Genomic DNA, 24,795 nt, shown 5'->3' on the forward strand with positions numbered 1-24,795 from the left:
TCGTAACATTACTCATTCCATTTTCTATCTTGAACTGACACGATCGGCAAAATAGAGAATCAATAATATTGTAGAGAATGCGATCGCTTGCCGAACTAATATGAATTCTGTTGAAGATAAGTCAGGGGAATCGATTACAGTTTACCGTCAGCCGGTAGTACAGACTTTTGAACTGCGAAAGGTTTATCGCAGCGGATTTTGGCTGAATCAAAAAATCGAATCTCTCAAAAGCTGCACGCTGTCTGTGTTTCAGGGGGAAACGTTTGGGCTGCTAGGACCGAATGGTGCTGGGAAAACGACGCTGTTGAAGACGCTCTTGGGAATTGTACGTCCTACGGGTGGACGAGGGGTACTTCTGGGAAAACCTTTGGGCGATCGCGAAGTTAAACAACGCATCGGCTATCTACCAGAAAACGCCTATTTCTACGACTTTCTCACTGGCTGGGAGTTTTTGCAATTTACTGCTGGATTATTTCAGATCCCGAAATCAGTGCAGCGTCAACGCATTCCCCAACTACTGGAATTAGTCGGATTGGCTCAATCTGCTGCCCGTAAAAAGCAGATGCGTCAGTATTCTAAAGGGATGCTGCAACGAGTAGGCATGGCTCAAGCGCTGATTAACGATCCAGAACTGGTATTTTTGGATGAGCCGATGTCGGGTCTTGACCCAATGGGGCGCTACCAGATGCGAGAGATTATTCTATCCCTGAAAGAGCAGGGAAAGACCATTTTCTTTAATAGCCATATTTTAGCGGAAGTGGAGCAGATATGCGATCGCGTCGCTATCCTCGCCCAAGGTGAACTGATTTGCGTCGGCTCCCTCGATGAACTCCTTGGCATCGCTGAATCCTACCACGTCAGAGGCAAAGGCGGGAACCTGGAGGTTCTCAAACGCTGGATACCCGATTTAGCATTTGAGCATAATGGCTGGCACGGTCACTTACAAGGCGAACCCCAAGAGTTTCTGGCTAGCCTCCGTCTGATGAGTGCCCATCTGACGACAATGAACCTATCCCGTCCTTCTCTGGAAGACTTTTTTATTCAGCAGCTACAACAACGTGGCATTCGTTCCAGTAGTTGAGTGGCAATTCCAACCAAATTTCAGACTTGAGGTAGGCAAGCAAAAAAGATGTATGGGCATAGGCAACCAGCTTATACCCATTCATTTTTTAACCGCTATACTTAAGCTTCTTGTTAGCCCTTTGTGCAAGGGGGATTGGGGGATCTGATCGGGACTTACGCAAAGCTTATACATATAGCATTTTGTAGGGGCAATCCCCCTGTGGTTGCCCCTAGATGTCGCGCAAGTTGCGTAAGTCCTGCGATCGGTGGCTGCACAAAAGTGAAATGGGATTAAATTGGTAGCTGTGTTAACCTACAAGCGATCGCGCCTTCAATACTTTTGAAGGATGCACTGCAACTCTTCTAGCGAGTATCTCTAAACAGGACACTCACTTAAAATCATCGAAACGCATGGCTGACCTTGTAGAAACTGCCGCCAACGAAGGATCTTTCAAGACTCTGGTTACTGCTATTGAGGCTGCTGGTCTGTTAGAGATTCTCAAGAGTCCGGGGCCGTTTACTGTCTTTGCCCCAACCGACGAAGCGTTTGCCAAAATTCCAGCGAATACAATTGCTTCTTGGATGGAGAACATCCCCAAGCTGAAGCAAATTTTAACCTATCACGTCCTGTTTGGGGATGTTAGAACCGATAACTTCGTCGAGATAGATTCCGCTGAGACAGTTGAAGGCGGCATTGTGGGGATTGATAGCACCGACGACGGCTTCAAAGTGAATGACGCTAAGGTGCTGAAAACAGATATCCTTACCGATAACGGTGTCATCCATGTCATTGATTCTGTACTTGTACCGTCGATACTGTCTAAATAGACACTGTTCGCTGCCCTTGCCTTCTGTCTAAAGACATAACTCATTGACCTAAAACCTGGCGATTAAGTAGGTCACGCTAACCCTAATTTGCTGACATAAAGAGGCACCTTTGCAAAGGTGCCTTCTTTTGATTTAGGCGATCGCCTGGTTGAATCAGCTCAACCTAGGATGCATCCACTACGCGGTGGCAAATGCAAGGACAGATGGTTAGATTCTCCCTCACTACTCCATGACACCTCAGCAGTGCCATATAATTGCTGATGAGGCTGGGATTGTAATCCCGCCACCTCAAAACTCAGATGATCTGCCGGTGCCGTCCCCACGTTAACGGCAACAATCAGTTCCTCATCTCCTAATTTTCGGGCAAAGACGTAAACCGTTCCTTCAGCAAACAGAACGTGGTAAGAACCTGTACGCAAGGCTGGATATTCGTGACGCAGGGCGATGAGTTGCTTGTGATAATCTAGAACATCACGCTCCCAGTGGGCTTCCATCGGAAAGCCTCGGCGCGAGTCGGGATCGAGTTTTCCCGGTAATCCCACTTCATCTCCGTAGTAGACGCTGGGCGCACCGGGATAAGTTAATAGCAGCAATGTTGCTAGTTGAACACTCTCCTTGTCGCCGCCAGCAATGGAAATCAGCCGCGCCGTATCGTGACTAGCTAACAAATTCAACTGTGTCAGTTGAATATCCCACGGGTATAGTTCCAACAATTGCTGGATTTTTTCGCCATATTCGGCGGCGAACAGCGGTGGGTAAGGATGGTAAGAACGATCTTTCACTTGCTCCATATCTACGCGATCGCCTGCGGCAAAAGCAATTGTCGGTGCAGCAAATAGATAGTTCATCACCCCGTCAAACTGAGTCCCATCCAGCCATTCGCGGGAATCTCCCCAGACTTCCCCCACGATATAAGCTTCTGGGTTAATGGCTTTCACGCGATCGCGGAATTCTTGCCAAAATCCATCAGCCTTAATCTCAAACGGCACATCCAACCGCCAACCATCAACGCCGAACTTAATCCAATATTCGGCAATCTCCATAATATATTCCCGCACTTCAGGATTTTCATGGTTGAACACTGGCAACGCCCGATTTCCATCCCAACCCTCATAGTTAGCCGGAAACTCGCCGTTATAGGGGGATACAGGCCATTCGTGAATCTTAAACCAATCCAGCCAAGGCGAATTGGGGCCATTTTCCAGAACATCGTGGAAGAAGAAAAAGCCCCGACTAGAGTGATTAAACACCCCATCCAGCACCACCTTAATATTCCGTTCGTGGGCAGCTTCTAGCAATTCCCGAAAAGCGCCATTCCCCCCCAACATCGGATCGACTTGGTAATAGTCGTGAGTATGATAGCGGTGATTGCTAGCCGATTGAAAAATGGGCGTAAAGTAAATTGCATTAATTCCTAGATCCTGCAAGTAATCCATCTGTTCTATCACCCCCCACAAATCGCCGCCCTTGTACCCCTGCAGCGTCGGCATTTCGTGCCAATCTTCCCAACGCATATTCTTCAAAAGCCGCTTGTGAGGCTGCTTAGTTTTAGCAAAGCGATCCGGAAAAATCTGGTAAAAAACCGCGTGCTTAACCCAATCTGGCGTCTGTATCTGCATGAATAACTCCCTCTCCACAACCAACACGGTACAAAGGCTGGCAGCTTTCGGGTTCTACCCTCTGGGTGAAACTCAGGGATGATTTAGCCCAGATTGCAAGTTTTCAGAGAAAGTCAGGTTTCTGTTTTCAGTTGTTGTGCTTTAGGACACTGAATTTGGCGGCGGCGAACCAAGTTTTGATTTATCGGAAAACTTACACTTCACCTCAATTTCCAAATTGCTTTCTGCCTTGCCTTCAGTAATGTAAGGGATGCCCGCTGAACCACCCAGTTTCATGCCAAATTTCAGCGTCACCTCCTCAATCTCAGCGGCACCGAAGTCTTTAAAAGCACTGATGGCATACATCGCATAGCCCCGAATCATCTGCCGCGCTTGCTGCATGCTCACTACAGCATTATCTCGAATCCCGTATTCTTCTCGACCTCTTCCCTGTACCTCTGAAGTAGGTGATACTGAAGTGACAGATGAGTCAATGTAAATGTCGTAAGTTTGGCCATCTGCTTCAAAGACCAGACGTTGCAGTTCAGACATGGCTGTTTGAGTTAAAGTTTGTATGGGTTAGAGGCTGTTTTTGGAAGGCTGAGTTATTCTAGTGTTTCAATTAACACAGCCCTTAATGGTGCCTGTCAACTAACTTTAGTATTTGAAACTCAGGTTCTGCTAGATGGCTCGATATGCGCTTGTTATTGGAATTGCGGAGTATCAAACTCCCCTCCTGCCCTGCCTTCAGAAAACGACGAGTGATGCTGAAGCTGTAGGGCAGCTATTAGAGCAATATGGTAATTTCCAGGAAGTGAAACGACTACCTGCACGTTGGAACTCTGATAAGAACTGCTATGAGATGGTAGCAGGGGGAGTCACCGGTGCTGAGTTGGGTAAAACCTTACGACACTTTTTGCTAGAGCAGGCTGCAAATAGCGAGGCACTAATATACTTTACAGGTCACGGTATCACTGTCTCCGATTCTTTAGGGCAAACAGAGGGATACTTAGCCACTTCAGATTGCACGATCGAGATGGAGGGTAATCAAGTTGTTGAGCAAAGGCGTGGGATTGCTCTTGACAGCCTCAATAATCTCATCCGTGCTTCTCAGCTAAATAGCCTGGTAGTGCTACTCGATTGTTGTCATGGCGGATATTTTCTAGAACGCAATCTAGTAGAACAAACGCTTACCGCCTTCAGTTCGCACAAGGATTACTATTTGATTACAGCCTGTCGAGGCTTTGAAAAAGCTTATGGAGGTGAGCAGCACAGTTTATTCACAGGAGCCATCGTCAACGGTTTGTCACCAGAAAATGCTGGAGACGATGGGCAGATTAGTGGCGATCGCCTGTTTGACCACATTCGTAAAGAACTAAAAGGCTCAGGACAGGAACCCATCCGCATGGGCTGGGGACGCTCCATTCCCTTAGTCACATATCCCGCTAGCAATCAGTCGTCCGTTGCTACACCTGAACCAGTCCACCCTTTAAATAATTACTCCTTTAACATAGTGTCAGATGCTACTGTCACCAACTTTGCGGGGACTGGACAAGTTGTCAACAATGAAGCACCTAACCAAATCCGCAACATAACTTTTAATTCCTCTAGTTCTCAAACAACAAATTCTTCAGTCACGCAGCGTCGGTGTCAAAGTCTTTCCAAGCAACTAGATTATGCCCTCGAACTTCTAGAAGACTATGAACAACAAGAAAGACTTACAAGTGACCCAAAAGAACGCCAAATAGCCAAAGTCGAACAAGAGCGACTGCGGCAAAAGATTGATAATTATGAACAAGAAATCAAAAATTTGAGGTGTTGAAGTACAAAAAACAACGTTAGGTAGCTAAGTGTAAGTAGCTTGAACTGGATTATTATCAGCCTTTTTTTCTTCTGTATTAACAAAAGCGTTGAGGAAATTTTGAATCTTTTCAGCTCTGGGATCTAGCCCCTGCTTGGCCAGATTATCCTTTTCAAACTCTACTTGATAGTCTTCTTTTTTTTCTTTAAATCTTTGACAATTTCACAAGTTCTTATACCCTGCTCTACCTCTATTTCCAAAGTAGAATCATCTTTGGTCTTTGCTACTGCCGCATGATGTAAAGCTACTAATTCCCATTGTTGATTAAATACTGGGCTACCAGAAGAACTAAAATCAGCATCAGCTTGATATTGTATAAATTTTTCATAAATATTAGTAACTCGATTACTAGAAAGAATGACTTGCTTGCGCTTTCCTTTTGGATGCTGAATGATGTTAACTGGCTCTCCTTCCATACTTTGCCCTTGCGGAATTTTTAGCTGAAATCCTTTTGCTTGAAGTTCTGCAACTTTTTTATCATCTATAGGTGGTGCGATGTTTATAGATTTTTCATCTAAAGTAATCCAGCCAAAATAATAGCCTGCTTTCCCTAAATTAGATAATTTTATATCTTGAGGTCTGTCTTGTAATTTAACTAAGGTATAATCTAATTCTTCATTAGTTTCAAAAAAACCTTCTGAATCAAGTTTGTATTGTATAGGAGAGATTTTGCGTCCAAGAACATCTTGGTCATACCCAAATTCGGCTATACACTCATCACATACTTCCTTACTAGGAAGTACGTGATTGTTGGTCATTAAGTAGCTGCTTCCAACTAAAAATCCTGTTGCCACTGGAATAGGTAGCAGTTTTCTAAAGCGTTCTGTATCTTTAAGTGCATTTGATGGACGTGCTTCATCAACTCCCTGAAAAAAATTCTCGGCAAAATCTTGTCCCTTCTCGGACATCGAAAATATTTCCTCTAGTTCTGGTCTAAGGAATATTTTGTCTTTGCTCTGATTCTCTAATTGCTTTTCAAGCTCAAAAATTGCCTCCACTAGATCTTTCCCGGTTGAATCAGAAAAGTCTTGAACCAGTCGGCATACAGCAGCACCTCGCCTTAACCCTAGTTCTAGAAAGGAAAATGGTATAAAATCAGGAGTTCCAAAAACTGCACTAATGAGCGATGCACGATCGGGATCAAAACGCGAATTTACAATTTCTACTAGCTTAGCATCAGCAATGGCATCAACAGGATAATTTTCCCCAGGCTCAGATGGTATAGCACTTAATCTTAATCTTCCTCTAAAGATTATTGGAAGAAATCTAGTTTGTATTAATTTGTCACGCCAAGGAGTTACAGTAATACTCATAATTTTATTTTTAACTAAAACATTACTTGGTGAAATTAAGATGCCCTCTAACAGCTCAAAGCGAATTATTTATTCGGGACAAAACATCCAAGGCTGGCATTTTTCTCAAGAATCTTTACAGCCAGAACTGCGTAACATTATTGCTGGGCAGCCGCTTCTGGTAAAAGCTTGGCTACTTATAGTTGTAGCTATTTTATGTATAACATCTGGTATTATATCTAGCTTTTTTGGAGCATATACTTTTCTTTACATAACTTTACAGCCTGATTCATTCTGGATTGAGATTTTGTGGATGATTCTGGTAGTTATTGCTTGGATTATTACTACTATTCGTGGAAATGTAGCTAGAGGCCTGTTAGTAGCATCAATAGTTTTTTTTATAGCGTTATTGATAACAGCTTTAGTGGCAAAGCTTGAATTACTGCCAAGTTATGATAAACATATTTCTTCAGCTATCGATCATAGTATTCAAAATATGATTGTGACTCCTTTGGGAATAGTTTTTGCGATTATAAGCCTAATTTCCGGAAGTTTAGCTATTGCTTTAATTTCTACTTCATTTAAAAGAAATAAAAATCTGCTTCAAGCAACCTGGTTTCTCATTATTATGATTACTTCACTAACTACAAGTATTACCTCAGATTTTTCTGAGATTGTAGACAACAAAACAAGAGAACCCACTATTACTGTGAAACATATATCTACCTTGGGCGGCACAATTTCAAGTTTTGGTGTAATAGCAGTCAGTGTAATAGCCACAAATTTAAGTAAGAAATACCTTAGTCAATTCGAGTTTTTGCGAAATTGGGCGATCGCAGTCAGCTCTTGGGGCAGTACATCATTTTATGACTTAGACCTGAGTGGTATTGATTTTACTGAAGCAAAGTTAGCAAATACTGATTTACGGACGCGAAAATTGTACCGGACTTGTCTACAAGGAGTAACTGGACTAGATAGGGCTAGAGTTGATAATCGATACCTGGATTTGACCAACCCAAAAGTACAGAAACTGCTAACTCATGGATGTAGTGAAGATACAGACTTTAGCCGACTCAACTTGCAAGGGGCATATGTGCGAAATGCAGATATGCGGCACTTTAAGCTGATAGAGACCAACTTGAACGGAGCAGATTTACAGGGTGCCGATCTACGGGGGAGTATTTTAGTTCGCGCTCAGGTTACAGGAGTTGACTTTACCAGGGCTATTTTAACTGGAATTTGTATTGAGGATTGGAGTGTCAATAACCAAACTTGTTTTGCAACGGTTGAATGTGATTATATCTACCGAAGATTAGATGATAAGGGGGAGCCAACCGATCGCTATCCAGTAGGACGAAACTTTGAAGCCGGGGAATTTGAAGCTCTGTTTCAAGAAGTGGGCAATGTAGTTGAGTTAGTTTTTAAGGAAGGTGTAAACTGGCGTGCTTTGAGCTTCACACTCCGCAAATTTCAGTTGGAGGATGAGGGATTAGACTTGGAACTGAAGGGTGTTGAGCAACGGGGAGACTTGTGGGTGGTTAAAGTTACTCACAAAGAGGGAGTTCCTAGGCAACAGGTGGAAGAACGTGTCAATGCAATTTACGACGAAATTCATAGTCTACTGACTACCAAAGAACAGCAGATTAACAAGCTTTTAGGCATTGCAGCAGATCAGGCAGAAGCATTAAAAGAATCCAGTAAAAGACCTTTTGGTAATAGTTTTTTCATTGTTGGCAGTACGATTACAAACCTTGCCGGGTCTGGGCAAATTGATTATGACGAAGCTTCTAGTAAGATTCGCAGTATCGTTGCTAATGGCGGCGATCCAGCGCAAGTCACTCCAGTCGTTCAAAGCCTATTGGAGCAATTACAAAGACAAAGTGTTGCTAATACTGCAAATCAACAAGCAGAACTGATTCAACAAATAATCCTGACGGAAGCTAGAAAAGATCCTTTTTTCAAACAATTTTTTGTTCAACAAGGACAGCAAATTGCTGATGCTATGCCAGAGAGCGCGATCGCCACAGCCATCCGAGAAGCGAAGGCCCAACTAAGCTAGCAGCCATTAGAAGTAATTAAGGAGCGCGATCGCACTCTCTACTCAATCAACAGGGCGATCGCTCTTTTAGCCTATCCCTCCAGGTGGAGAGGACAGCCCGAAAAAGTCTTGGTATCCTAGAGAGCGAATGGCTGAAACTTAAGAGCGATATTGGCACATACACATAAAAACTAAAATTTTGAATTTCTTTATAAATATTTAAACTTTAGGAAAATATCGGCTTTGTTTGGAGGTAAAATGAGTATTTCTTGCAGCAGTTCGCTCGGACGATAGAGGGACTTTTGTATCATATGCCCCTACACTAGAACCGTCAGATGATATAGTTATCCTCTTATGTTGTCCTGTCAGCACCCCCTTCTCCGTGTTCTTGTTGTTGATGACCACGAGCTGACTCGTTTTAGCCTGAAATTAGCATTCCAGAGTCAGGCGAACATCGAGTTAGTTGGACTGGCTAGTAACGGTCAAGAAGCCATTGAGATGGTCGAGCGTCACCGCCCTGATGTGATTATTCTCGATCTACAAATGCCAGTATTAGACGGTTTGAGCGCATCTACCCAGATCAAGCACATCGATCCACACACTCAGATTATTGCCTATTCCTCAGTCGAAGACCCGCAGATTGAGGTGATGAGCCAAACTGCCAGAATTGATGCTTTTTGTAAAAAAGACACCGCTACTCAAGAGCTGATTGCTCTAGTCACGCAGCTAGGGCAGCGGGCAGTCAGTCATTAGAAAGGGGTGCAAGTAGTGATTGGAGTCCTTGCCGTAGCCTCTTGGCTAGAGCAATCAGCTCGGCAAGGCATTAGTTTCTAATTGGCATCTGCCTCTGGGAAGGTGCGCCTAAATTCATCAATTAGGTCGTCAATTTCTTCGAGTGCCTGATTAACATCAATTCGTAGAGTTCCCAGGTTTGGTTCCTCCAGAAGCCGTACCAGCGACTCACGCTTGAGTTCAATCTGGCTAATCCATTGCTTAAGTGTTTGTGGGTCCATTGTGTGCTTCCTCGCTCGACTATTTATTTACAATAATTAATCCTAGCGAAGGAAGGGAGGACGTTTCGGATCGGCAGGCTTATTTTTAATCACTTCAGCAATAAACCGCTTCAGCGCCTTCTCTCGATTTTTCATAAAAGCCGACCAAAATCCTGGTTGAAACTCATCCATTGTTTTGGCTAAAGCCCAAACATCTACAGCCAGGATGTTATAAAGCGTTTCATCTTCCTGCTTCAGCGTTTTGAGCTGGTCTAGGATGGCTTTACTCTTTTTTGTAGTCCCGGAATTGTCTTCTTGAATCATTTTATTATCTCAGTTATGAATTGATGGCAGCGGACAACAGCGACTTATTTTGATAATACGGGTTTCTTTTGTAACCGCCCTAAGTTACGAATTGCCGTTGGTTGATGCGCTACTTTACAGATTCTGCACTCATTCGTCAAGGGCTATGAAATTAGTGAGACTTCTTCAGCTTCGTGCTTCCCAATCGTGACCCAAAGCGATGCACATAATTTTAACGAAAGTCCCACCCGTAGTAGAGATGTTACCCAGTGCCAAGGATAATAAAGCTGAAGAGATTGTAAATTGGGTATCCTAATTAAAATGTTACGTCAAACTTCTTTGGGAACGTTGGGTTTAAGTGTGGGTGGCGTTTTATTTTTGGCGGGACTTGTCGCTTACGTTACCGACAACCCGACGCTGAATCTGGCAGGATTCTTCTATGGAATTCCCCTGTTGCTGGGAGGGCTTGCCCTCAAAGCCTCAGAACTTACGCCCGTACCGTTCACGCAACCCACTTCCAAGGACATACTGGCACTCCGAGAACAGCAAGCAACTACGACTCAAAACCAAATTCGTCTAGATGTCACCCGCTATCGCTACGGTCAAGATGCTCATCTCGATAGCTCTTTGAGTCGCTTGGGTCTGAGTCCAACCGACGAAGAAAGACCTGTGCTTACAGGATTACACGAAACTGCGATCGCTGGGGCTTACACTTTAGTATTGGAATTTGAGTCGCCGCTCATTCCTCTGGAAATTTGGCAACAGAAGCTGGAGAAAATAGAGGGGTTTTTTGGCCCTGGTGTGCGCGTAACCCTGTCTCAACCTGCTGAACAACGTGTTGACGTGGCGCTAATTGCTACACCCTAAACGTAGGGGCACAGGAACTCCGCTTTTATTTTTCTAAACGCACGACATACCACTGTAAAAATTGTCCTGGCTCCATATCTAATTCGCAGGACGTTTCTAGCAGGTATTGAGCTTGAGCTTCTACTGAGGGAAATTTTTGCAAATCTGGCGGTAGGTTATCTTGACGAGTTGCCAAAATTGCCTTCAGTTTTTCTAACATTTCTGCGGGAGTGAGGAATTGCTCTGGTTGGTTGGGTTCCAGAACAACGAAGGCATCTTGCCGATACATCAAGGAATCTGGCATTTTGAGTTTTTTCCCAAAGAACACATCTTGCACAAGTGTATCGCTCTTGACGGTAGCCAAAAAGATGGCATTGTCCAATTAGGAGATGGTTTTTTTGTAGGGGCAATCTAAATGGGGGATTGTCTGTAGAATAACTATCTTTTTCAAGGTGCAATGCAAAAAAATAGCCGCTGAGTGGAGGGTTGGGATTCCTCATATCTTGCACCTACGCTGTTAACCCGCCAGCGATTCAAATCACTGGCTAATAGCTGAAGTCCATTAAAATGGACTGAAACTCTTTATTAGTCCTCTGAAGAGGACTTTCGCTATAAGCTGTGGAACTTGAGTTCCGGGCGGGTTGTCGGGTTGGTGCAAGATATCAGGATTCCACTGAAGACGACTCAGCGGTTAGATGATTAAATTAGGCTATTATTCTCTTACCCAGGCTCAAGACCCTTCGGGAGGGCAAGATTAGTTAACGCTGGCGTGGTTAGCTTGGCTGAGTTGACTGACTGGTCAATTCTGGAGTAGCGCTGGTGCGATCGCCTAAATTTAGTTTGACGACGGTACGCCGCGCTTCCGTGACTTTAGGCAGGGTCAACGTCAGGATGCCATTCTGGAAGTCAGCCTTGGCTTGCTCGTTCTGAATGGGCACTGGCAGAGGAATCACGCGCTGGAAACTACCATAGCGGAACTCGGAGCGGAAGAAGCCTTTTTCTTCGTTCTTGTTCTCAAACCGATGTTCGCCGCTAATGGCGATGGCTTCACGAGTAATTTGGACATCAATGTCCTTGCCTTCTACGCCAGGAATTTCAGCCCGTAGGATCAGATGGTCTTCAGTGTCTTGGAGTTCAATGGCAGGCTTCCAACTTGTGCTGTACTGGCGAGAAGCTGAGCGATCGCTTCCGGCAAGTTCATCAAACATTTGATCCATTTGACGACGCAGGGTTTCCATTTCTGGGAAAGATTGCCAACGAATCAGTGCCATAAATCAGTTACCTCCAATTTGCAGTGACTAAATGCTTGAATTGAAATCTGTTCAATGGGATGAAGCTTTTAGTTCCCACATTTTTATAATGTCAAAGCAGTCCGGTTGCGTCAGTGAGGAAAACCGAATGGTCTTTTAGGGGATTTTCCCGACTTCTGGGAGAATGCCAAAAAATAACCGCTGAGTTGCTGACGCTCAGCGGTTGAGTCGTTAGACTAAAAAATCTTAGCTGCTACCATCGACCCAAAATCATCTGAATTAATCCCAGACACTAGCGGGTTCGGCAACCTGAGTGGCTTCGGGATTCTTCGCATCAGCAACGGGTGCGTCGGTGACTTCTGGAGTCGCGCTGGTGGTATCTGCTAGATTGAGCTTGACGACGGTACGCCGCGCTTGGGTGACTTTAGGCAGCGTCAACGTCAGGATGCCATCCTTAAATTCAGCCTTGGCTTGCTCGTTCTGAATCGCAACTGGCAGAGGAATCAGGCGCTGGAAATTTCCGTAACGGAACTCAGAACGGACGTAACCGCCTTCTTGTTCTTTCTTTTCGTAGCGGCGATCGCCCGTAATGACCACCGCTTCACGAGAAAGGCGGATATCAAGGTCTTTGGCTTCGATGCCAGGAATTTGCGCCCGCAGGATCAGGCTGTCCTCTGTATCTTGCAGCTCAATCGCAGGCTTCCAGCTTATTAGAGCATCCCGATTAACGCTTGCCAGTTCGTCAAACATTCGATCCATTTGACGACGCAGGGTTTCCATTTCTTGAAAAGGTTGCCAACGAATCAATGCCATAGTAGGTTCCCCAGGGTTAAAACTTGTCTGTTGCGAAAGCTTGAATTGAATTTTGTGCAACTGAGTTAAGCCTTTCGTTCACACTTCTTTATGATGTCGAAGGCAACCTAGCTTTGCCGGTGAGGCAAACCGCCTTGAGACAGAGGGATTTCACCGCCTCTGTGGGAAAGTCGCAATTAGGGGCAATCTATTACAGAGTTTGAAGTTCTGTGGCCTTTTGCAGAGGCGTCTATGCGCCTGCGGTAAACTAAGCCTTGATTCTAGTGTCATTAGTAGAGAACACTCAGAAAGGAGCCGTTTTTCGATGTCTCATACCGTTAAAATCTATGACACCTGCATTGGATGCACCCAATGCGTTCGCGCTTGCCCAACGGACGTCCTAGAGATGGTGCCCTGGGATGGCTGTAAAGCTCAACAGATTGCCTCATCTCCTCGGACTGAAGATTGTGTAGGTTGCAAGCGGTGCGAAACTGCCTGTCCAACCGACTTTTTGAGTATCCGGGTTTATTTGAGCAATGCTGAAACTACTCGCAGCATGGGCTTGGCATACTAACAAGCTGGCTTGAAAACACTTTTTATCATTCCGATTCCAAGGCATCGAGGGGGCAAATTGCTCCCTCTTTTTTTGCGGAACAAGAGCGCGATCGCCCGTAACCAATACAATGTTGTTGACCTTGACGTTCCTGGGATAGCCCAGTAGCTCTTTAGATTAAGTGCGAACAGGAGTGTTGTGATATATGTGCGGAATCGTTGGCTATATTGGCACTCAAGCGGCGACAGAAATTTTGCTGGCAGGCTTGGAAAAACTGGAGTATCGGGGCTACGATTCTGCCGGTATCGCCACAGTCTTGGAAGGTGACATCCACTGCGTGCGGGCAAAGGGCAAACTCTACAACCTGCGCGAAAAGCTACAACGAGAAGTCAATCCGGCGACGATTGGCATCGGACACACCCGCTGGGCGACTCACGGCAAGCCAGAAGAATACAACGCCCATCCCCACACGGATACGGCTAAGCGAATCGCGGTGGTACAAAACGGGATTATTGAAAATTATCGGGAGTTGCGAGAAGAACTCAAAGCCAAGGGACACGAGTTTCGCTCAGATACCGATACCGAGGTGATTCCCCACTTAATCGCCGAACTAATGGCACAGCAAGCGCAGCAAGCAGCGGCGACAGCTCAACCGTTTCCGTTTTTAGAGGCTGTGCGGCAGGCGGTGACGAAAACCGGGACGGATACGGAGTTAATCCCCCAGTTAATCGCTGAACTAATCGGACAGCAAGTACACAACTCAGCTTCTACACCTCAACAGTTTCCGTTTTTAGAGGCGGTGCGGCAAGCGGTGACGAAGGCGGGGACGGATACGGAGTTAATCCCGCAATTAATGGCTGAAGTGATGGCACAGCAAATACAGAACTCAGCGGTGACAAGTCAGCATTCTCCCTTTTTAGAAGTGGTACGGCAGGCGGTGAATAAACTGGAGGGAGCGTTTGCGATCGCGGTTATCTGTGCCGACTATCCCGATGAATTGATTGTGGCACGGCAACAAGCTCCCCTCACCATTGGTTTCGGTCAAGGAGAATTTTTCTGCGCCTCTGATACCCCTGCACTGGTTCCCCACACTCGTGCCGTCCTGACGCTGGAAAATGGCGAACTGGCACGAATGACGCCGATTGGCGTTGAGGTGTACAATTTTGCAGGCGATAGGCTCAAAAAAAGTCCCCGGACGCTGAGTTGGAATCCCGTACAGGTAGAAAAACAGGGATTCAAGCACTTTATGCTCAAGGAAATTTATGAGCAACCGGGAGTGGTTCGCGCTTGTTTAGAAGCTTACCTGAACGCGGATTGGAACGCCGACTCCGATCGATCTCCCATTAAACTGAATTTACCCGCGTCACTGTACGAGAATTTAGAACACGTTCAAATTCTTGCCTGCGGTACCAGTTGGCACGCCGGACTGGTGGGTAAATACCTGCTGGAACAGTTAGCGGGAATTCCTACCATCGTGCAGTATGCCTCTGAGTTTCGCTATGCACCCGCGCCTCTAACTGCCAATACGCTGACAATTGGCGTGACCCAATCTGGAGAAACAGCGGATACGCTGGCGGCTTTGGCAATGGAATCCCAGCGTCGTGCCAGTCAGCCGCCCCAATTTCAGACGCGATTGCTAGGGATTACCAATCGCCCAGAAAGCACTTTGGGGACGATGGTGCCGCAGATTATCGAAACCCACGCGGGGATTGAAATTGGAGTAGCGGCGACTAAAACCTTTGTTGCCCAACTGATGGCGTTTTACTGTTTGGCGCTGGATTTAGCTTATCGGCGTCAGACAGTATCGGCAATTCGGTTAGAGCAAATTCTAATTGGCTTGCGGCAGTTGCCAGCGCAGATTGAACTGATTTTAGAAAGTCAGGAGCGCTATATTGAACATCTGACTCACGATTTTGCCGAAACTAAAGATTTTATCTTTTTAGGACGGGGGATTAATTTCCCGATTGCCTTGGAAGGGGCGCTGAAATTGAAAGAAATCAGCTATATCCACGCCGAAGGTTATCCCGCTGGAGAGATGAAACACGGCCCGATTGCACTGTTGGATGCTAAAGTTCCCGTAGTAGCGATCGCCATGCCGGGGACTGTCTACGAAAAAGTCCTCTCTAATGCCCAGGAAGCGAAGGCGCGGGATTCCCGCTTGATTGGCGTGACGCCGATGAATGACCCAGAAGCAGCGGAAACATTTGATGATTTGTTACCCGTTCCTGCTGTGGAAGAGTTACTTTCTCCCATACTCACAGTAATTCCGTTGCAACTGTTGGCTTATCACATTGCGGCGCTTCGCGGCTTAGATGTAGATCAGCCTCGGAATTTGGCGAAGTCGGTGACAGTGGAATAAGCTGTTATAGCAATCCTTTTTTGTTGTACAAGGAGAATAAAGTTCGCGTAGGGAATGGTTGAGGAACGAAACCCAACAAAACATAAGCATTTGTTGGGTTTCGTTCCTCAACTGCGGTTCTTTTTTTTACCAATCAAATTAGGACTACTATACTCCCATAAATTACCAATTTCATTGAATTATGAATAGTTACAAGCAACAGGTAATTGAACTTTACAATTCTAGAACTACCTACGATTGTGAAGAAGGAACTCGCCATCCACTTGAAGCCAATCTCCTACTTGAATTTGTCCCAATTCAGAAGAGAGATAAAATCCTTGATGTTGCTACTGGAACGGGTTTATTAGCAATTCCTGCTGCTCAGAAAGTGGGTTCGGAAGGCAATGTTATTGGCATAGATATGTCTCCGGGAATGCTCCATCAAGCCAAACTTAAAGTTGAAGCAGCTTCCTTACAAAACATCGAGTTGATTGAGGCAGATGCAGAATCTATCAACTTTAATGATAGTTGTTTTGATGCTATCTTTTGCTGTGAGGCAATTGTACTTTTCACTGATATTCCTGCTAGTTTGCAAAGGTGGTATCGCTTCCTGAAAACAGGAGGGTTTGGGGCATTTACTTGTCCTCCCGAAACAGCTTATATGGGAGCTGTTTACAGGAATATCTGCGTTAGAGTATTGGGCATATCGCTACCACACATCCTCGAAACACTCGGTACTCCAGAAAAGTGCCACAATTTGCTACAACAGGCAGGTTTTAGAGATATCGAGATCAAAATTGAGCCGTCTGGACGGTATCGCCATCTAAGGGATGACGAATTATCTTGGAAGGGACTTAATTTAGGTTTTAAAGGCAATCCGCTGTTGGCAAAACTATCACAGTCACAATTAGATCAACTGCAAGTTGAGTACAGAGCAGAAATTGATAAACTAGCAACTGATAAAGGAGTCTGGGAAGATACTACAAAATTCTTTGTTCGTGGTAGAAAATGAGTTGGTGAGCGATAGAAGGAAGACCAGGAAATACGCTAACGAACTACTGCGGCGCTACTACCTTTGTGCAACTGCTGACTCACCTCAAGTGCTTCCTGTCTTGCCCATTTGTCTGCGGCAATGATGTCATCGAGATTAGGAGTTGAGCGGTTGTGAGAAGAGAAGCGATCGCAAACTGATTCGATGCAACGGGGAATATCCAAAAATTGAATTTTTTCTTCTAAAAATAGCGCCACTGCCTGTTCGTTCGCCGCATTCAAGACAGCAGGCATCGAACCACCCGCACGACCCGCCGCATACGCTAACTGCATACAGGGATACTTGTCGTGGTCGGGTTCCTTGAAAGTGAGATTCCCAGCTTTCACCAAATCTAACGGTTCCCAGTCGGTATAGATTCGCTCAGGCCAGGATAGGGCATAGAGTAGCGGCAAACGCATATCAGGCCAACCCAACTGAGCTAAGACTGACGTATCTTGCAACTCAATCAGCGAGTGAATAATACTTTGGGGATGGATGACAATCTCGATGCCATCGTAATCCATGCCAAAGAGGAAGTGCGCCTCAATCACTTCCAGCCCCTTATTCATCAACGTGGCAGAGTCGATGGTTATTTTGCGACCCATCGACCAATTGGGATGCTTCAGGGCGTCTGCAACCGTGACTGAGCCTAATTTCTCGACAGGCAAATCGCGGAAGGCACCGCCAGAAGCCGTGAGCAGAATTCGTCGCAAGCCGCCTTTAGGGACGCCTTGGAGACACTGAAAAATTGCCGAATGTTCGGAGTCCGCTGGCAACAGCTTCACGCCGTGTTTCTCTACCAGCGGCAGCACCACTGGGCCACCAGCAATCAAAGTTTCCTTATTCGCCAAAGCAATATCTTTCCCGGCTTCAATCGCGGCAATGGTCGGTAATAACCCCGCACAGCCGACAATTCCGGTGACGACAGTTTCCGCATTGCCGTAGCGGGCGACTTCAATTACCCCAGTTTCCCCAGCTAGCAGGATTGGTTGGGGATCGAGGTCTGCGATCGCCTCTTTCAGTTCAGACAATTTGTCTTCTTGACAGATGGCGGCAATTTCCGGTCGGAACTGCCGAATCTGTGCGGCAAGCATTGGCACGTTGCGCCCTGCTGCCAACCCCACGATTCTGAACTTTTCCGGGTTTTGAGCCACAATATCTAGCGTCTGAGTCCCGATAGAGCCAGTGGAGCCAAGGAGAGTAATCGCTTTCACAATTGTTTAAGGATTCAGGGGCAATTCCACTATAAATTGCTTGGGGTTCATCCTTAACATCTCAGCTGAGCGGATTGATAAAGATCGCGGTATTATTACTCACCATAAGCCATCAATGGGTGGTTGGGTGAGTGTCAATAAGTAAGATTGGGAAGCTCAATTGAGTGGGGCATCTATGCAAAAATACGCTGCAACGGTGGAAGCCACTGCTGTTGAAAAGAAAGAGATAGGGGCGAATGGATTCGTCTTTGCAACGGCAATGTGGCTATGCAGCCGACTTGTAATTGCGATCGCCATGATGGTAATTGCGCCTGCACTTCCAAGTCCCTCAAATGTTATGCCTACACTTGGCTGGGGAGTTTTTGACGGCTGGGATAGCATCCATTATCGAGCGATCGCTATCTCTGGTTATGAATACGCCAATGATGGACAAGGACATAACGTTGCCTTTTTCCCCGTTTTGCCTTTACTCATCCGGGGACTGATGACCCTCGGCTTGCCGTTTGAAGTGGCAGGCACGCTGGTAAATAATTTGGCATTATTAGGAGCGATCGCCCTTGTATACTTTTGGGTCGAAGAACGTCATGGTAAAAGTGCTGCACGGTGGGCAAGTGCGGTGTTGGCTTGGTGTCCGTTTTCCCTCTTTGGAACGGTAATTTACACGGAAGGACTATTTTTATTCTTCAGCACTGCGGCTTTACGAGCCTTTGATAAACGCCAATATACCTGGTTATCCCTGTGCGGTGCATTAGCAACTGCCACCCGTCCCACCGGAATCGCACTCATCCCCGCCTTTTTGATTGTGGCATGGAAAGAACGCAGACCCCTTATCGCCTACGTTGCCAGTCTCGCAACTGCTGGAGGATTGCTTCTATTTAGTTTGTATTGCTGGATTCAGTTTGCAGACCCCTTAGCGTTTATTCACGCACAGCGAGGATGGCGACCTTCAGTCGGGTTTGATTGGCAGGGTTGGTGGAAAATGCTGATGCAAATTTCGATTGGCACGGCAAATTGGAAGTATGGCGGGATTAAAGATCCTTGGCATCCGCTGCTATTTTTAATCATTGTTGGCTGTGGCTATTTACTGTGGCGATTCCGTCAAAAATTAGGTTCGGTTAAGGTGGGATACGGCTTTTGTGTTTTATGGTTAATTTTGTGGTTACAAGCAGGCGATCCGTTGATTAATACGGTTTCGTTATTGGGGGGTGGCTACTTGTTATGGCACTTCCGCACTCAACTCAGTTTAGTGACCGTAATTTATGGTTTTTGCGGTTTGGGGTTGATTTTGTCCTCCGGAGGAACCTGGTCAATTGGGCGGATTGCTTACGGCATTGTCTCACTTGCGATCGCGCTTGGTTTATTACTTTCCCGTCACCCGCGTTGGGGATATGCCACGATAGGCTTTTTTACCGTCTTACTTGTCCCTCTATCGATTCGATTTGCCCAACACCTTTGGGCAGGATAGGAAGGATTAAAGATTGACGACCGAGGATTAAAGACTGACGACCGAGAATCTAAGATTGACGACTGAAGATTAAAGACTGACGACCGAGAATCTAAGACTCACAACCGAGGATTAAAGACTCACAACCGAGGATTAAAGACTCACAACCGAGGATTAAAGACTCACAACCGAGAATCGAAGACTCACGACTGAGTATTAAAGACTAATGACCGAGTATTAAAGATTGACGACCGAGTATTAAAGACTGACGACCGAGAATCGAAGACTCACGACCGAGTATTAAAGACTGATGACCGAGGAAATAAGATATCACACAGACCTGAGAGATAACAGTTTATTTCCTCTGCGTCCTCTGCGCTTCTGCGGTAAGAACATCTTATGAAAGAAAAACTAATCAAGCCGAGTGTCCTGTCATTGATGATTGGCGCAAGTGCCGTAATGTTATTCGCGTGCAGTAGTCTACGACACTCCATGTTTCAATCGGGGGCTTATGACCTGGGAATTTATGACCAGGTGGTTTATTTAATCAGTCAAGGACAACCGCCAATTTCTTCGATTCTTGGCTTCCATCACATGGGAAACCATGCTGCTTGGGCAGTTTATCTACTGTCTTTACTGTACAAAATTTATCCAAACGTTCATTGGTTGTTAGTAGTACAAGCCGTCGCATTATCTTTAGGTGCTTTACCAATGTGGCACCTAGCGCGTCAAGCGGGATTGAAAGAATCACAAGCAATAGTAATGTCAGCAGTCTACTTGCTTTACCCGCTAATTTTTAATGCCAATTTGTTTGAATTCCACCCGGAAGTAATGGCTGTTCCCGCCTTTTTAGCAGCGGTATGGTGTGCTAGGCAAAATCGAATTGGGTGGTTTTGTATCAGCATTATTTTTATTTTGGGATGTAAAGCTGTTTTATCCCTTACTGTGGCGGCGATGGGGATTTGGCTGCTGGTGTTTGAGAAGCGGCGTTTATATGGTGCATTTGCCCTTTGTGCTGCTATCGCTTGGTTCCTAATTGCAACTCAGCTAATTATTCCATCTTTCAGCGGTAGCGAAGCAGCTGCGGTGTCACGTTACAGCTATCTCGGTAACTCAGTTCTAGATATTGCTAGAAATTTGCTGTTTAAGCCGGGGTTGATATTGGGGAGAATTTTCTCATTCAAGACACTTGAATATCTGGCGCTATTGATTTTGCCGGTAATTTGGGGACTTTCTCCTCGGCACATGACTCCTCTCGTGAGTGCGATTCCCGCTTTGGTGTTAAACATTCTTTCCGACAAACCACACCAACGCGATTTAATCCACCAATATTCTTTGCCAATTCTGCCTTTTCTGATGTTAGCTGTCATTTCCAGTCTTGCCGCCAATCGAAGTTGGTTGCGAAACAGACGGACGATAATTCTGTGGTCGATAGTGGCTTTCTTAGCATTAGGAAAGTATGGCTATTTTTGGTCAAAATATCAAAATTCCCTCGATACTTGGCAAGCAACGCGAGAAGCGATCGCTCAAGTTGAAACTAAAGGCGGTGTGTTAACCAGCAATCGGATTACACCCCATTTAACTCACCGCCAGACGATCAAATTAGTGGACGATCTGAGTCCGCCCCCTACCGATCTATCTCCTTTTGAGTATATATTGCTCAATGTGCGTTACCCAGGCGGTGCTGGCGGGACTGGTAGCCAAGAGTTTGCTGCCAAGCTGGCAAATCAACTAAAAAATACCCCAGAATTTCAATTAACCTATCAACGTGATGATGTTTATCTGTTTAGGAAAAAGTCTTAATAAAAATGAATCTGATTGCAGGAGTTAAAAATGTCATATCCAGCACCTTGGACACTGCAAGGTTACGCTATTGCAACCGTGCATTTGATAGATGTTGAGCGATCGCGTCCCTTCATCCCTCCAGAGTTAGAAATCGTCTCAGTTTTCCCTGGAAAAACCCTAGGCGGGGTTTATCTTTCCTACTACGGATCGGGTTCCGTGCTGGAGTATAGCGAATTAATTGTTATCCCAGCGATGGTCAAATATGAAGACAAATTCGGCGGTTGGGTATCCCACATCTATGTAGATAATGCAGAGTCTGTTGCTGGCGGGAGAAGCATCTGGGGACTACCGAAGGAACTCGCTAAGTTTACTTGGGAAAAAGGCGATCGCGCTGGTGTCACCGTCCGTCAAGGCGATAATTTGCTGTGCAGTCTCAGCTACACAGATGCCCTATTGCCCGTTTCTACATGGTGGCGACAGCCATTAATCGGAACTGCGTTTAGTAGCCAAAATTCCGATCTGCTTTTCTTCAAAAGTCAGTTTGAATCTCAACTGAAGGCAGTTAGTGGCAAGTTAGAAATCCCGGTAGAAAGTCCTTTTTCTCAGTTAAACTTAGGTCAGCCTTTACTAACTGTTTACTGCGACCAGATGAATTTAGTAGTCGGTGCGCCAGAAGCCGTAGGTACAACAGTCAGGGAAGCTGAATTTAGCTACAGTTAAACACTAAACTTCTGGCAAAATTCCTTGTAGTTCACAGGTTCAAACCTGAAGCTATACAAACGAAATCCGCCTACTCGGACTTCATCAACAAAGCCTGGGTCAGCAGGCTTTGTTTGTGTAACGCCAGACTTGAGTCTCCACGCAATTATACAAGAAGTAGGTTAACTCATATCTTGCACCAAAGTCATCACCCGCCCGGAAATCAATTTCCGGGTAGGTTATCGGGTTTGTGCAAAATATCAGTTAACCAAAAAACCCGCTAATTGCTTAACAATATAGCGGGAGATACAAAGGAGGAATTCAACAGTAAATTAGTATTCTTTCTAGATGTCAGAACCACTGGCTGGCTCGGCACCCATCGGTAGCACCGCACCGCGTAGAAAATCGATCTGGTGCTGAAAGTCCATTGCTTCAATTTGCGCTAACAAGTCTTTTCCAGCTTGGGAAAGTTCATAGTTAGGAGGCATAGGAATAATGGTGCCACTATCCATTCCTTGCGCTAAAAAGTACCAAAACGCTAGCTTAGTTTCTGGACTCAGAGAACCATACTCGCGGCTAATTTGAGTATTCGCTTTGGACGCAATATCACGCTGAACTTGTAGTTGTTCTTCATGGGATAGTTCCTTAACTTGATTGAACAATCCCTGAGCAATATCAGAACCAGAAGCGCCTGGAGCAGCTGGTGTAACAGATTTACCCATCTTGGTGTATACAAACCACAGGACGGCAAGCTGCTGGTCTACATCCATGCCTTGAAAAGCTTGTTTACCTTGATCGTAGGCGTTTAAAGTGCTAGCTGTCATAATTACCCTCCGAAAAATTAATAATTGCTTAGTTTCCTCAGTTCTTCAGGAAACTGGTTTTCACTTCCTTAAAGAAAATTAACAAATAAACCCTGTAAGTTTAACCCCGCTGAAGACAGATATGATCCCCATCACAAATCCATCAATAAGATGGCAAAGATGTCACAAGATTTATAACTAAAGAAAGAGGTAAGCAAGGAAGTAGCCATCCCCTCCGAGCGATATTTATTACATCGCTCGGAGGGCAAAAGGGCGAGATTGGTCAAGCTTCTTATAAAGGCTATAGCAATCCTAAATGATTTGCACTCTCCCTGTAGAGACGCGATTAATCGCGTCTCTACACTCAGGCGAATACTCGCGCACAACTTAAATAGGATTGCTATAGTTGGTTTTTGTAGAATCATCACAGTAGACCAAGCAGCAATTACAATGGCGCTTACTGCAAAATCTCAAACATTTCCGAGATTTTGAAGATGCCATTCAGTAGAGCGATGATGAATAATCTGGATGCAATTGTTACTCGTAATCCGCAAGATTTTATAAATGTCACCCTGCGGATTTTCATGCCTAGCCAACTCATTCAGGAACTTGGGATTTCACCCAGATGAAGAAATCAAACCTTCCATCGCCTGTTGCAAATCTTTAGTCAAATCAGCCACAGCAAGTCTCGCACCCTGCCGATTTGCCTGATAGACTGGGTAGCGTTCTGAAACCGAGATGGGTTGCCCTACAGCCATCTCTACCCGTTGCTTACCTAGTCGAGGACGCCCAAAGGGATTGCTGCCTTTGATTCGAGTTACCATATCCCATAAAAGTAAGGTAGTTTCGGCAAACCGCTCTACTGTTGGTTTTTCCAGAACATATTGTCCGCTTACTGCCACAAAAGTTTCTACCAAGCGCATATGCCATATCCGAAGGTTGGCTTCCTCAGCAATTCGATTTGCCAATCCGCGTTCTAGGGGAGACAGCGCTTTAATATTCTTCAGGTCTTCTCGATAGATGTAATTCCAGCCAGCCGCCTCTAGCCGACGACAACGGTCAATCACACTTCCCTTTGGTGGCACGTTAAAATACTCCTCTGCTACGTGTAGCGCCACGTTCAGCAGCGCTTGCAGTCGAATCGCCAAAGCTTCGTTCGCATTGCTCGGCGACGCTTCCACTGTGGGCAAAGTTTGATGATAAAAGCGGGTATAAAACTCCTCCATTAGAGACAATAAATGTTCGCCTAAACGACACAGCCGCCGATAGAGAGAAGCTTGGAAAGGTTGCAGGTCAGCAGATGGATTTAAACTTTCAGCCTTCAAATCTTGTTCATCCTTCAACTTTCCTTCTGGCAAACCGCTCGCTACTTCCAATTCGCTTAAAAGCTTTTCTATCTCTTTCCAGGGAGCTTCGACGTAACGGTATTTAATTCCCACTGGCACTATTAAAACTTGCTCCCCTCGTCCAGCCTTGAGCAAATCTTCAGCACACCAAAAGCCCAATTGGGCGATTCCTGGTTCTAAAGGGCTGATAATCTCATTGTGACCATTGGTGGCTCCTTCTGGAGAAGCGGTTATCGGAAACTGAGCGTTGGCAAACAAGTCACGAGCCGAACGCAATCCCATCCAGTCTGCCTTACCGCGATGGATGGGGGTACCACCTAAGCGAGAATAGAGCCAGCCCATGTGCGCTCCAGCCCATAAGGGAATCCCTCGGTCATAAAGAAAGTGGGCATGAATCGGGTGCTGTAGCGAGATACCCTTTTGTCGTGCCAGCCGTGGTACTAATTTCCAAAGCAGATAGCTCATGCACAGCGGATCTTCAACCCTGGGATGGCGAAATGCCATCATAAAGCGGATCTTACCGTCCTGAAATTGGCGATATAAATCGACTAAAATCTCAACGTTGTCGGCTTGAATTTGGGCGATCGCTGTTTGGGAACGTATGCAGCCAGGTAGCACTTGTTGGGCGGCTCGTAAAACCAGGGGGTTGAGCGCCGGTGGAATAAATTCTAGAGGAGGCTGAGCCGGACTCATTAAATCGGACAAAGTGGTTTTCTTGTGA

General features: G+C 45.7%; 24 protein-coding genes. 13 read left to right on the forward strand and 11 right to left on the reverse strand.

The features are described 5' to 3' along the window. Window positions 1-100: 100 nt before the first annotated feature. Window positions 101-1,081 (forward strand): ABC transporter ATP-binding protein, encoded by a 981-nt coding sequence (locus tag AC2VDX_RS08635; protein WP_378182272.1) that lies wholly within the window; start codon window positions 101-103, stop codon window positions 1,079-1,081. A gap of 392 nt (window positions 1,082-1,473) precedes the next feature. Continuing rightward, window positions 1,474-1,890, forward strand: a complete 417-nt coding sequence (locus AC2VDX_RS08640) for a fasciclin domain-containing protein (RefSeq protein WP_378182275.1) — start codon at window positions 1,474-1,476, stop codon at window positions 1,888-1,890. A 158-nt stretch (window positions 1,891-2,048) separates the two neighbouring features. Here AC2VDX_RS08640 and AC2VDX_RS08645 read toward each other — a convergent pair whose 3' ends face one another. Then, window positions 2,049-3,509 carry a glycoside hydrolase family 13 protein gene (locus AC2VDX_RS08645; RefSeq protein ID WP_378182278.1) on the reverse strand — a complete coding sequence of 487 codons (1,461 nt, stop codon included), beginning with the start codon at window positions 3,507-3,509 and terminating at the stop codon, window positions 2,049-2,051. Between the two features lie 141 nt (window positions 3,510-3,650). Then, window positions 3,651-4,040, reverse strand: coding sequence for a CU044_2847 family protein (locus AC2VDX_RS08650; RefSeq protein WP_378182281.1), 390 nt, complete (start codon window positions 4,038-4,040; stop codon window positions 3,651-3,653). A 133-nt stretch (window positions 4,041-4,173) separates the two neighbouring features. Between AC2VDX_RS08650 and AC2VDX_RS08655 the strand changes: the two genes are divergently transcribed. Continuing rightward, the gene (locus AC2VDX_RS08655; protein WP_378182284.1) at window positions 4,174-5,310 is read left to right on the forward strand and encodes a caspase family protein; all 1,137 of its coding nucleotides are present in this window, start codon (window positions 4,174-4,176) and stop codon (window positions 5,308-5,310) included. 158 nt (window positions 5,311-5,468) lie between these two features. On the opposite strand, the gene AC2VDX_RS08660 is transcribed toward AC2VDX_RS08655, so the two are convergent. After that, window positions 5,469-6,662, reverse strand: coding sequence for a trypsin-like serine peptidase (locus AC2VDX_RS08660; RefSeq protein WP_378182287.1), 1,194 nt, complete (start codon window positions 6,660-6,662; stop codon window positions 5,469-5,471). Between AC2VDX_RS08660 and AC2VDX_RS08665 the strand changes: the two genes are divergently transcribed. Beyond that, a complete protein-coding gene (locus tag AC2VDX_RS08665; protein ID WP_378182290.1) occupies window positions 6,631-8,700 on the forward strand; it encodes a pentapeptide repeat-containing protein in 2,070 nt (689 codons plus the stop codon). The genes AC2VDX_RS08660 and AC2VDX_RS08665 overlap by 32 nt on opposite strands. 333 nt (window positions 8,701-9,033) lie before the next feature. After that, a complete protein-coding gene (locus tag AC2VDX_RS08670; protein WP_378182293.1) occupies window positions 9,034-9,432 on the forward strand; it encodes a response regulator in 399 nt (132 codons plus the stop codon). A gap of 77 nt (window positions 9,433-9,509) precedes the next feature. Here the strand turns inward: AC2VDX_RS08670 and AC2VDX_RS08675 are convergent, their stop codons facing one another. Together AC2VDX_RS08675 and AC2VDX_RS08680 are read right to left on the reverse strand one after the other, a co-directional pair. Then, entirely contained in the window at window positions 9,510-9,692 is a 183-nt protein-coding gene (locus tag AC2VDX_RS08675; RefSeq protein ID WP_190410508.1) for a hypothetical protein, read from the reverse strand. Between the two features lie 42 nt (window positions 9,693-9,734). After that, window positions 9,735-9,995: a hypothetical protein gene (locus tag AC2VDX_RS08680; RefSeq protein WP_378182297.1), complete on the reverse strand. Its 261-nt coding sequence runs from the start codon at window positions 9,993-9,995 to the stop codon at window positions 9,735-9,737. A 300-nt stretch (window positions 9,996-10,295) separates the two neighbouring features. Between AC2VDX_RS08680 and AC2VDX_RS08685 the strand changes: the two genes are divergently transcribed. Continuing rightward, window positions 10,296-10,841: a DUF2854 domain-containing protein gene (locus AC2VDX_RS08685; protein WP_378182300.1), complete on the forward strand. Its 546-nt coding sequence runs from the start codon at window positions 10,296-10,298 to the stop codon at window positions 10,839-10,841. Between the two features lie 25 nt (window positions 10,842-10,866). Here AC2VDX_RS08685 and AC2VDX_RS08690 read toward each other — a convergent pair whose 3' ends face one another. From AC2VDX_RS08690 to AC2VDX_RS08700, 3 genes are all read right to left on the reverse strand, one after another. Then, window positions 10,867-11,124: a CRR7 family NDH-1 assembly protein gene (locus AC2VDX_RS08690; protein WP_378183016.1), complete on the reverse strand. Its 258-nt coding sequence runs from the start codon at window positions 11,122-11,124 to the stop codon at window positions 10,867-10,869. A gap of 469 nt (window positions 11,125-11,593) precedes the next feature. After that, window positions 11,594-12,091: an Hsp20/alpha crystallin family protein gene (locus tag AC2VDX_RS08695; protein WP_378182303.1), complete on the reverse strand. Its 498-nt coding sequence runs from the start codon at window positions 12,089-12,091 to the stop codon at window positions 11,594-11,596. Between the two features lie 258 nt (window positions 12,092-12,349). Further along, a complete protein-coding gene (locus AC2VDX_RS08700; RefSeq protein WP_378182306.1) occupies window positions 12,350-12,883 on the reverse strand; it encodes an Hsp20/alpha crystallin family protein in 534 nt (177 codons plus the stop codon). 304 nt (window positions 12,884-13,187) lie between these two features. On the opposite strand from AC2VDX_RS08700, the gene psaC reads away from it, so the two are divergent. The 3 genes from psaC (at window position 13,188) to AC2VDX_RS08715 (ending at window position 16,765) form a co-directional block, all read left to right on the forward strand. Next, entirely contained in the window at window positions 13,188-13,436 is a 249-nt protein-coding gene (psaC, locus tag AC2VDX_RS08705; RefSeq protein WP_089128523.1) for a photosystem I iron-sulfur center protein PsaC, read from the forward strand. A gap of 184 nt (window positions 13,437-13,620) precedes the next feature. Continuing rightward, window positions 13,621-15,774, forward strand: a complete 2,154-nt coding sequence (gene glmS, locus AC2VDX_RS08710) for a glutamine--fructose-6-phosphate transaminase (isomerizing) (protein ID WP_378182309.1) — start codon at window positions 13,621-13,623, stop codon at window positions 15,772-15,774. Window positions 15,775-15,955: 181 nt separating this feature from the next. Further along, the gene (locus tag AC2VDX_RS08715) at window positions 15,956-16,765 is read left to right on the forward strand and encodes a class I SAM-dependent methyltransferase (RefSeq protein ID WP_378182312.1); all 810 of its coding nucleotides are present in this window, start codon (window positions 15,956-15,958) and stop codon (window positions 16,763-16,765) included. 35 nt (window positions 16,766-16,800) lie between these two features. Here AC2VDX_RS08715 and dxr read toward each other — a convergent pair whose 3' ends face one another. Continuing rightward, window positions 16,801-17,997: a 1-deoxy-D-xylulose-5-phosphate reductoisomerase gene (dxr, locus tag AC2VDX_RS08720; RefSeq protein ID WP_378182315.1), complete on the reverse strand. Its 1,197-nt coding sequence runs from the start codon at window positions 17,995-17,997 to the stop codon at window positions 16,801-16,803. A gap of 175 nt (window positions 17,998-18,172) precedes the next feature. On the opposite strand from dxr, the gene AC2VDX_RS08725 reads away from it, so the two are divergent. The 3 genes from AC2VDX_RS08725 to AC2VDX_RS08735 all read left to right on the forward strand — a co-directional run bounded on the left by AC2VDX_RS08725 (window position 18,173) and on the right by AC2VDX_RS08735 (window position 21,946). After that, entirely contained in the window at window positions 18,173-19,462 is a 1,290-nt protein-coding gene (locus AC2VDX_RS08725; protein ID WP_378182318.1) for a mannosyltransferase family protein, read from the forward strand. 378 nt (window positions 19,463-19,840) lie between these two features. Beyond that, window positions 19,841-21,244 (forward strand): DUF2079 domain-containing protein, encoded by a 1,404-nt coding sequence (locus AC2VDX_RS08730; RefSeq protein ID WP_378182321.1) that lies wholly within the window; start codon window positions 19,841-19,843, stop codon window positions 21,242-21,244. Window positions 21,245-21,274: 30 nt separating this feature from the next. Next, a complete protein-coding gene (locus AC2VDX_RS08735; RefSeq protein WP_378182324.1) occupies window positions 21,275-21,946 on the forward strand; it encodes an acetoacetate decarboxylase family protein in 672 nt (223 codons plus the stop codon). Between the two features lie 323 nt (window positions 21,947-22,269). On the opposite strand, the gene AC2VDX_RS08740 is transcribed toward AC2VDX_RS08735, so the two are convergent. Next, complete coding sequence (locus tag AC2VDX_RS08740) at window positions 22,270-22,749, reverse strand: orange carotenoid protein N-terminal domain-containing protein (protein ID WP_378182327.1); 480 nt, start codon at window positions 22,747-22,749, stop codon at window positions 22,270-22,272. 473 nt (window positions 22,750-23,222) lie between these two features. Between AC2VDX_RS08740 and AC2VDX_RS08745 the strand changes: the two genes are divergently transcribed. After that, window positions 23,223-23,357 carry a hypothetical protein gene (locus AC2VDX_RS08745; protein ID WP_378182330.1) on the forward strand — a complete coding sequence of 45 codons (135 nt, stop codon included), beginning with the start codon at window positions 23,223-23,225 and terminating at the stop codon, window positions 23,355-23,357. On the opposite strand, the gene AC2VDX_RS08750 is transcribed toward AC2VDX_RS08745, so the two are convergent. Continuing rightward, entirely contained in the window at window positions 23,346-24,767 is a 1,422-nt protein-coding gene (locus tag AC2VDX_RS08750) for a 1-acyl-sn-glycerol-3-phosphate acyltransferase (protein WP_378183019.1), read from the reverse strand. The two genes, AC2VDX_RS08745 and AC2VDX_RS08750, sit on opposite strands and share 12 nt — an antisense overlap. Window positions 24,768-24,795: the final 28 nt, after the last annotated feature.

Source organism: Coleofasciculus sp. H7-1, from assembly GCF_057473865.1.

Bases quoted from the DNA above. Each gene is read 5' to 3' on its own strand.
- AC2VDX_RS08700 (WP_378182306.1), bottom strand. From the start codon at position 12,883: ATGGCATTGATTCGTTGGCAACCTTTTCAAGAAATGGAAACCCTGCGT.
- AC2VDX_RS08740 (WP_378182327.1), bottom strand. From the start codon at position 22,749: ATGACAGCTAGCACTTTAAACGCCTACGATCAAGGTAAACAAGCTTTT.
- AC2VDX_RS08735 (WP_378182324.1), top strand. From the start codon at position 21,275: ATGTCATATCCAGCACCTTGGACACTGCAAGGTTACGCTATTGCAACC.
- AC2VDX_RS08650 (WP_378182281.1), bottom strand. From the start codon at position 4,040: ATGTCTGAACTGCAACGTCTGGTCTTTGAAGCAGATGGCCAAACTTAC.
- AC2VDX_RS08695 (WP_378182303.1), bottom strand. From the start codon at position 12,091: ATGGCACTGATTCGTTGGCAATCTTTCCCAGAAATGGAAACCCTGCGT.
- AC2VDX_RS08670 (WP_378182293.1), top strand. From the start codon at position 9,034: ATGTTGTCCTGTCAGCACCCCCTTCTCCGTGTTCTTGTTGTTGATGAC.
- AC2VDX_RS08645 (WP_378182278.1), bottom strand. From the start codon at position 3,509: ATGCAGATACAGACGCCAGATTGGGTTAAGCACGCGGTTTTTTACCAG.
- AC2VDX_RS08660 (WP_378182287.1), bottom strand. From the start codon at position 6,662: ATGAGTATTACTGTAACTCCTTGGCGTGACAAATTAATACAAACTAGA.
- psaC (WP_089128523.1), top strand. From the start codon at position 13,188: ATGTCTCATACCGTTAAAATCTATGACACCTGCATTGGATGCACCCAA.
- AC2VDX_RS08675 (WP_190410508.1), bottom strand. From the start codon at position 9,692: ATGGACCCACAAACACTTAAGCAATGGATTAGCCAGATTGAACTCAAG.
- AC2VDX_RS08640 (WP_378182275.1), top strand. From the start codon at position 1,474: ATGGCTGACCTTGTAGAAACTGCCGCCAACGAAGGATCTTTCAAGACT.
- AC2VDX_RS08655 (WP_378182284.1), top strand. From the start codon at position 4,174: ATGGCTCGATATGCGCTTGTTATTGGAATTGCGGAGTATCAAACTCCC.
- AC2VDX_RS08685 (WP_378182300.1), top strand. From the start codon at position 10,296: ATGTTACGTCAAACTTCTTTGGGAACGTTGGGTTTAAGTGTGGGTGGC.
- AC2VDX_RS08680 (WP_378182297.1), bottom strand. From the start codon at position 9,995: ATGATTCAAGAAGACAATTCCGGGACTACAAAAAAGAGTAAAGCCATC.
- glmS (WP_378182309.1), top strand. From the start codon at position 13,621: ATGTGCGGAATCGTTGGCTATATTGGCACTCAAGCGGCGACAGAAATT.
- AC2VDX_RS08635 (WP_378182272.1), top strand. From the start codon at position 101: ATGAATTCTGTTGAAGATAAGTCAGGGGAATCGATTACAGTTTACCGT.
- AC2VDX_RS08745 (WP_378182330.1), top strand. From the start codon at position 23,223: ATGCCATTCAGTAGAGCGATGATGAATAATCTGGATGCAATTGTTACT.
- AC2VDX_RS08750 (WP_378183019.1), bottom strand. From the start codon at position 24,767: ATGAGTCCGGCTCAGCCTCCTCTAGAATTTATTCCACCGGCGCTCAAC.
- AC2VDX_RS08690 (WP_378183016.1), bottom strand. From the start codon at position 11,124: ATGCCAGATTCCTTGATGTATCGGCAAGATGCCTTCGTTGTTCTGGAA.
- AC2VDX_RS08730 (WP_378182321.1), top strand. From the start codon at position 19,841: ATGAAAGAAAAACTAATCAAGCCGAGTGTCCTGTCATTGATGATTGGC.
- AC2VDX_RS08725 (WP_378182318.1), top strand. From the start codon at position 18,173: ATGCAAAAATACGCTGCAACGGTGGAAGCCACTGCTGTTGAAAAGAAA.
- AC2VDX_RS08715 (WP_378182312.1), top strand. From the start codon at position 15,956: ATGAATAGTTACAAGCAACAGGTAATTGAACTTTACAATTCTAGAACT.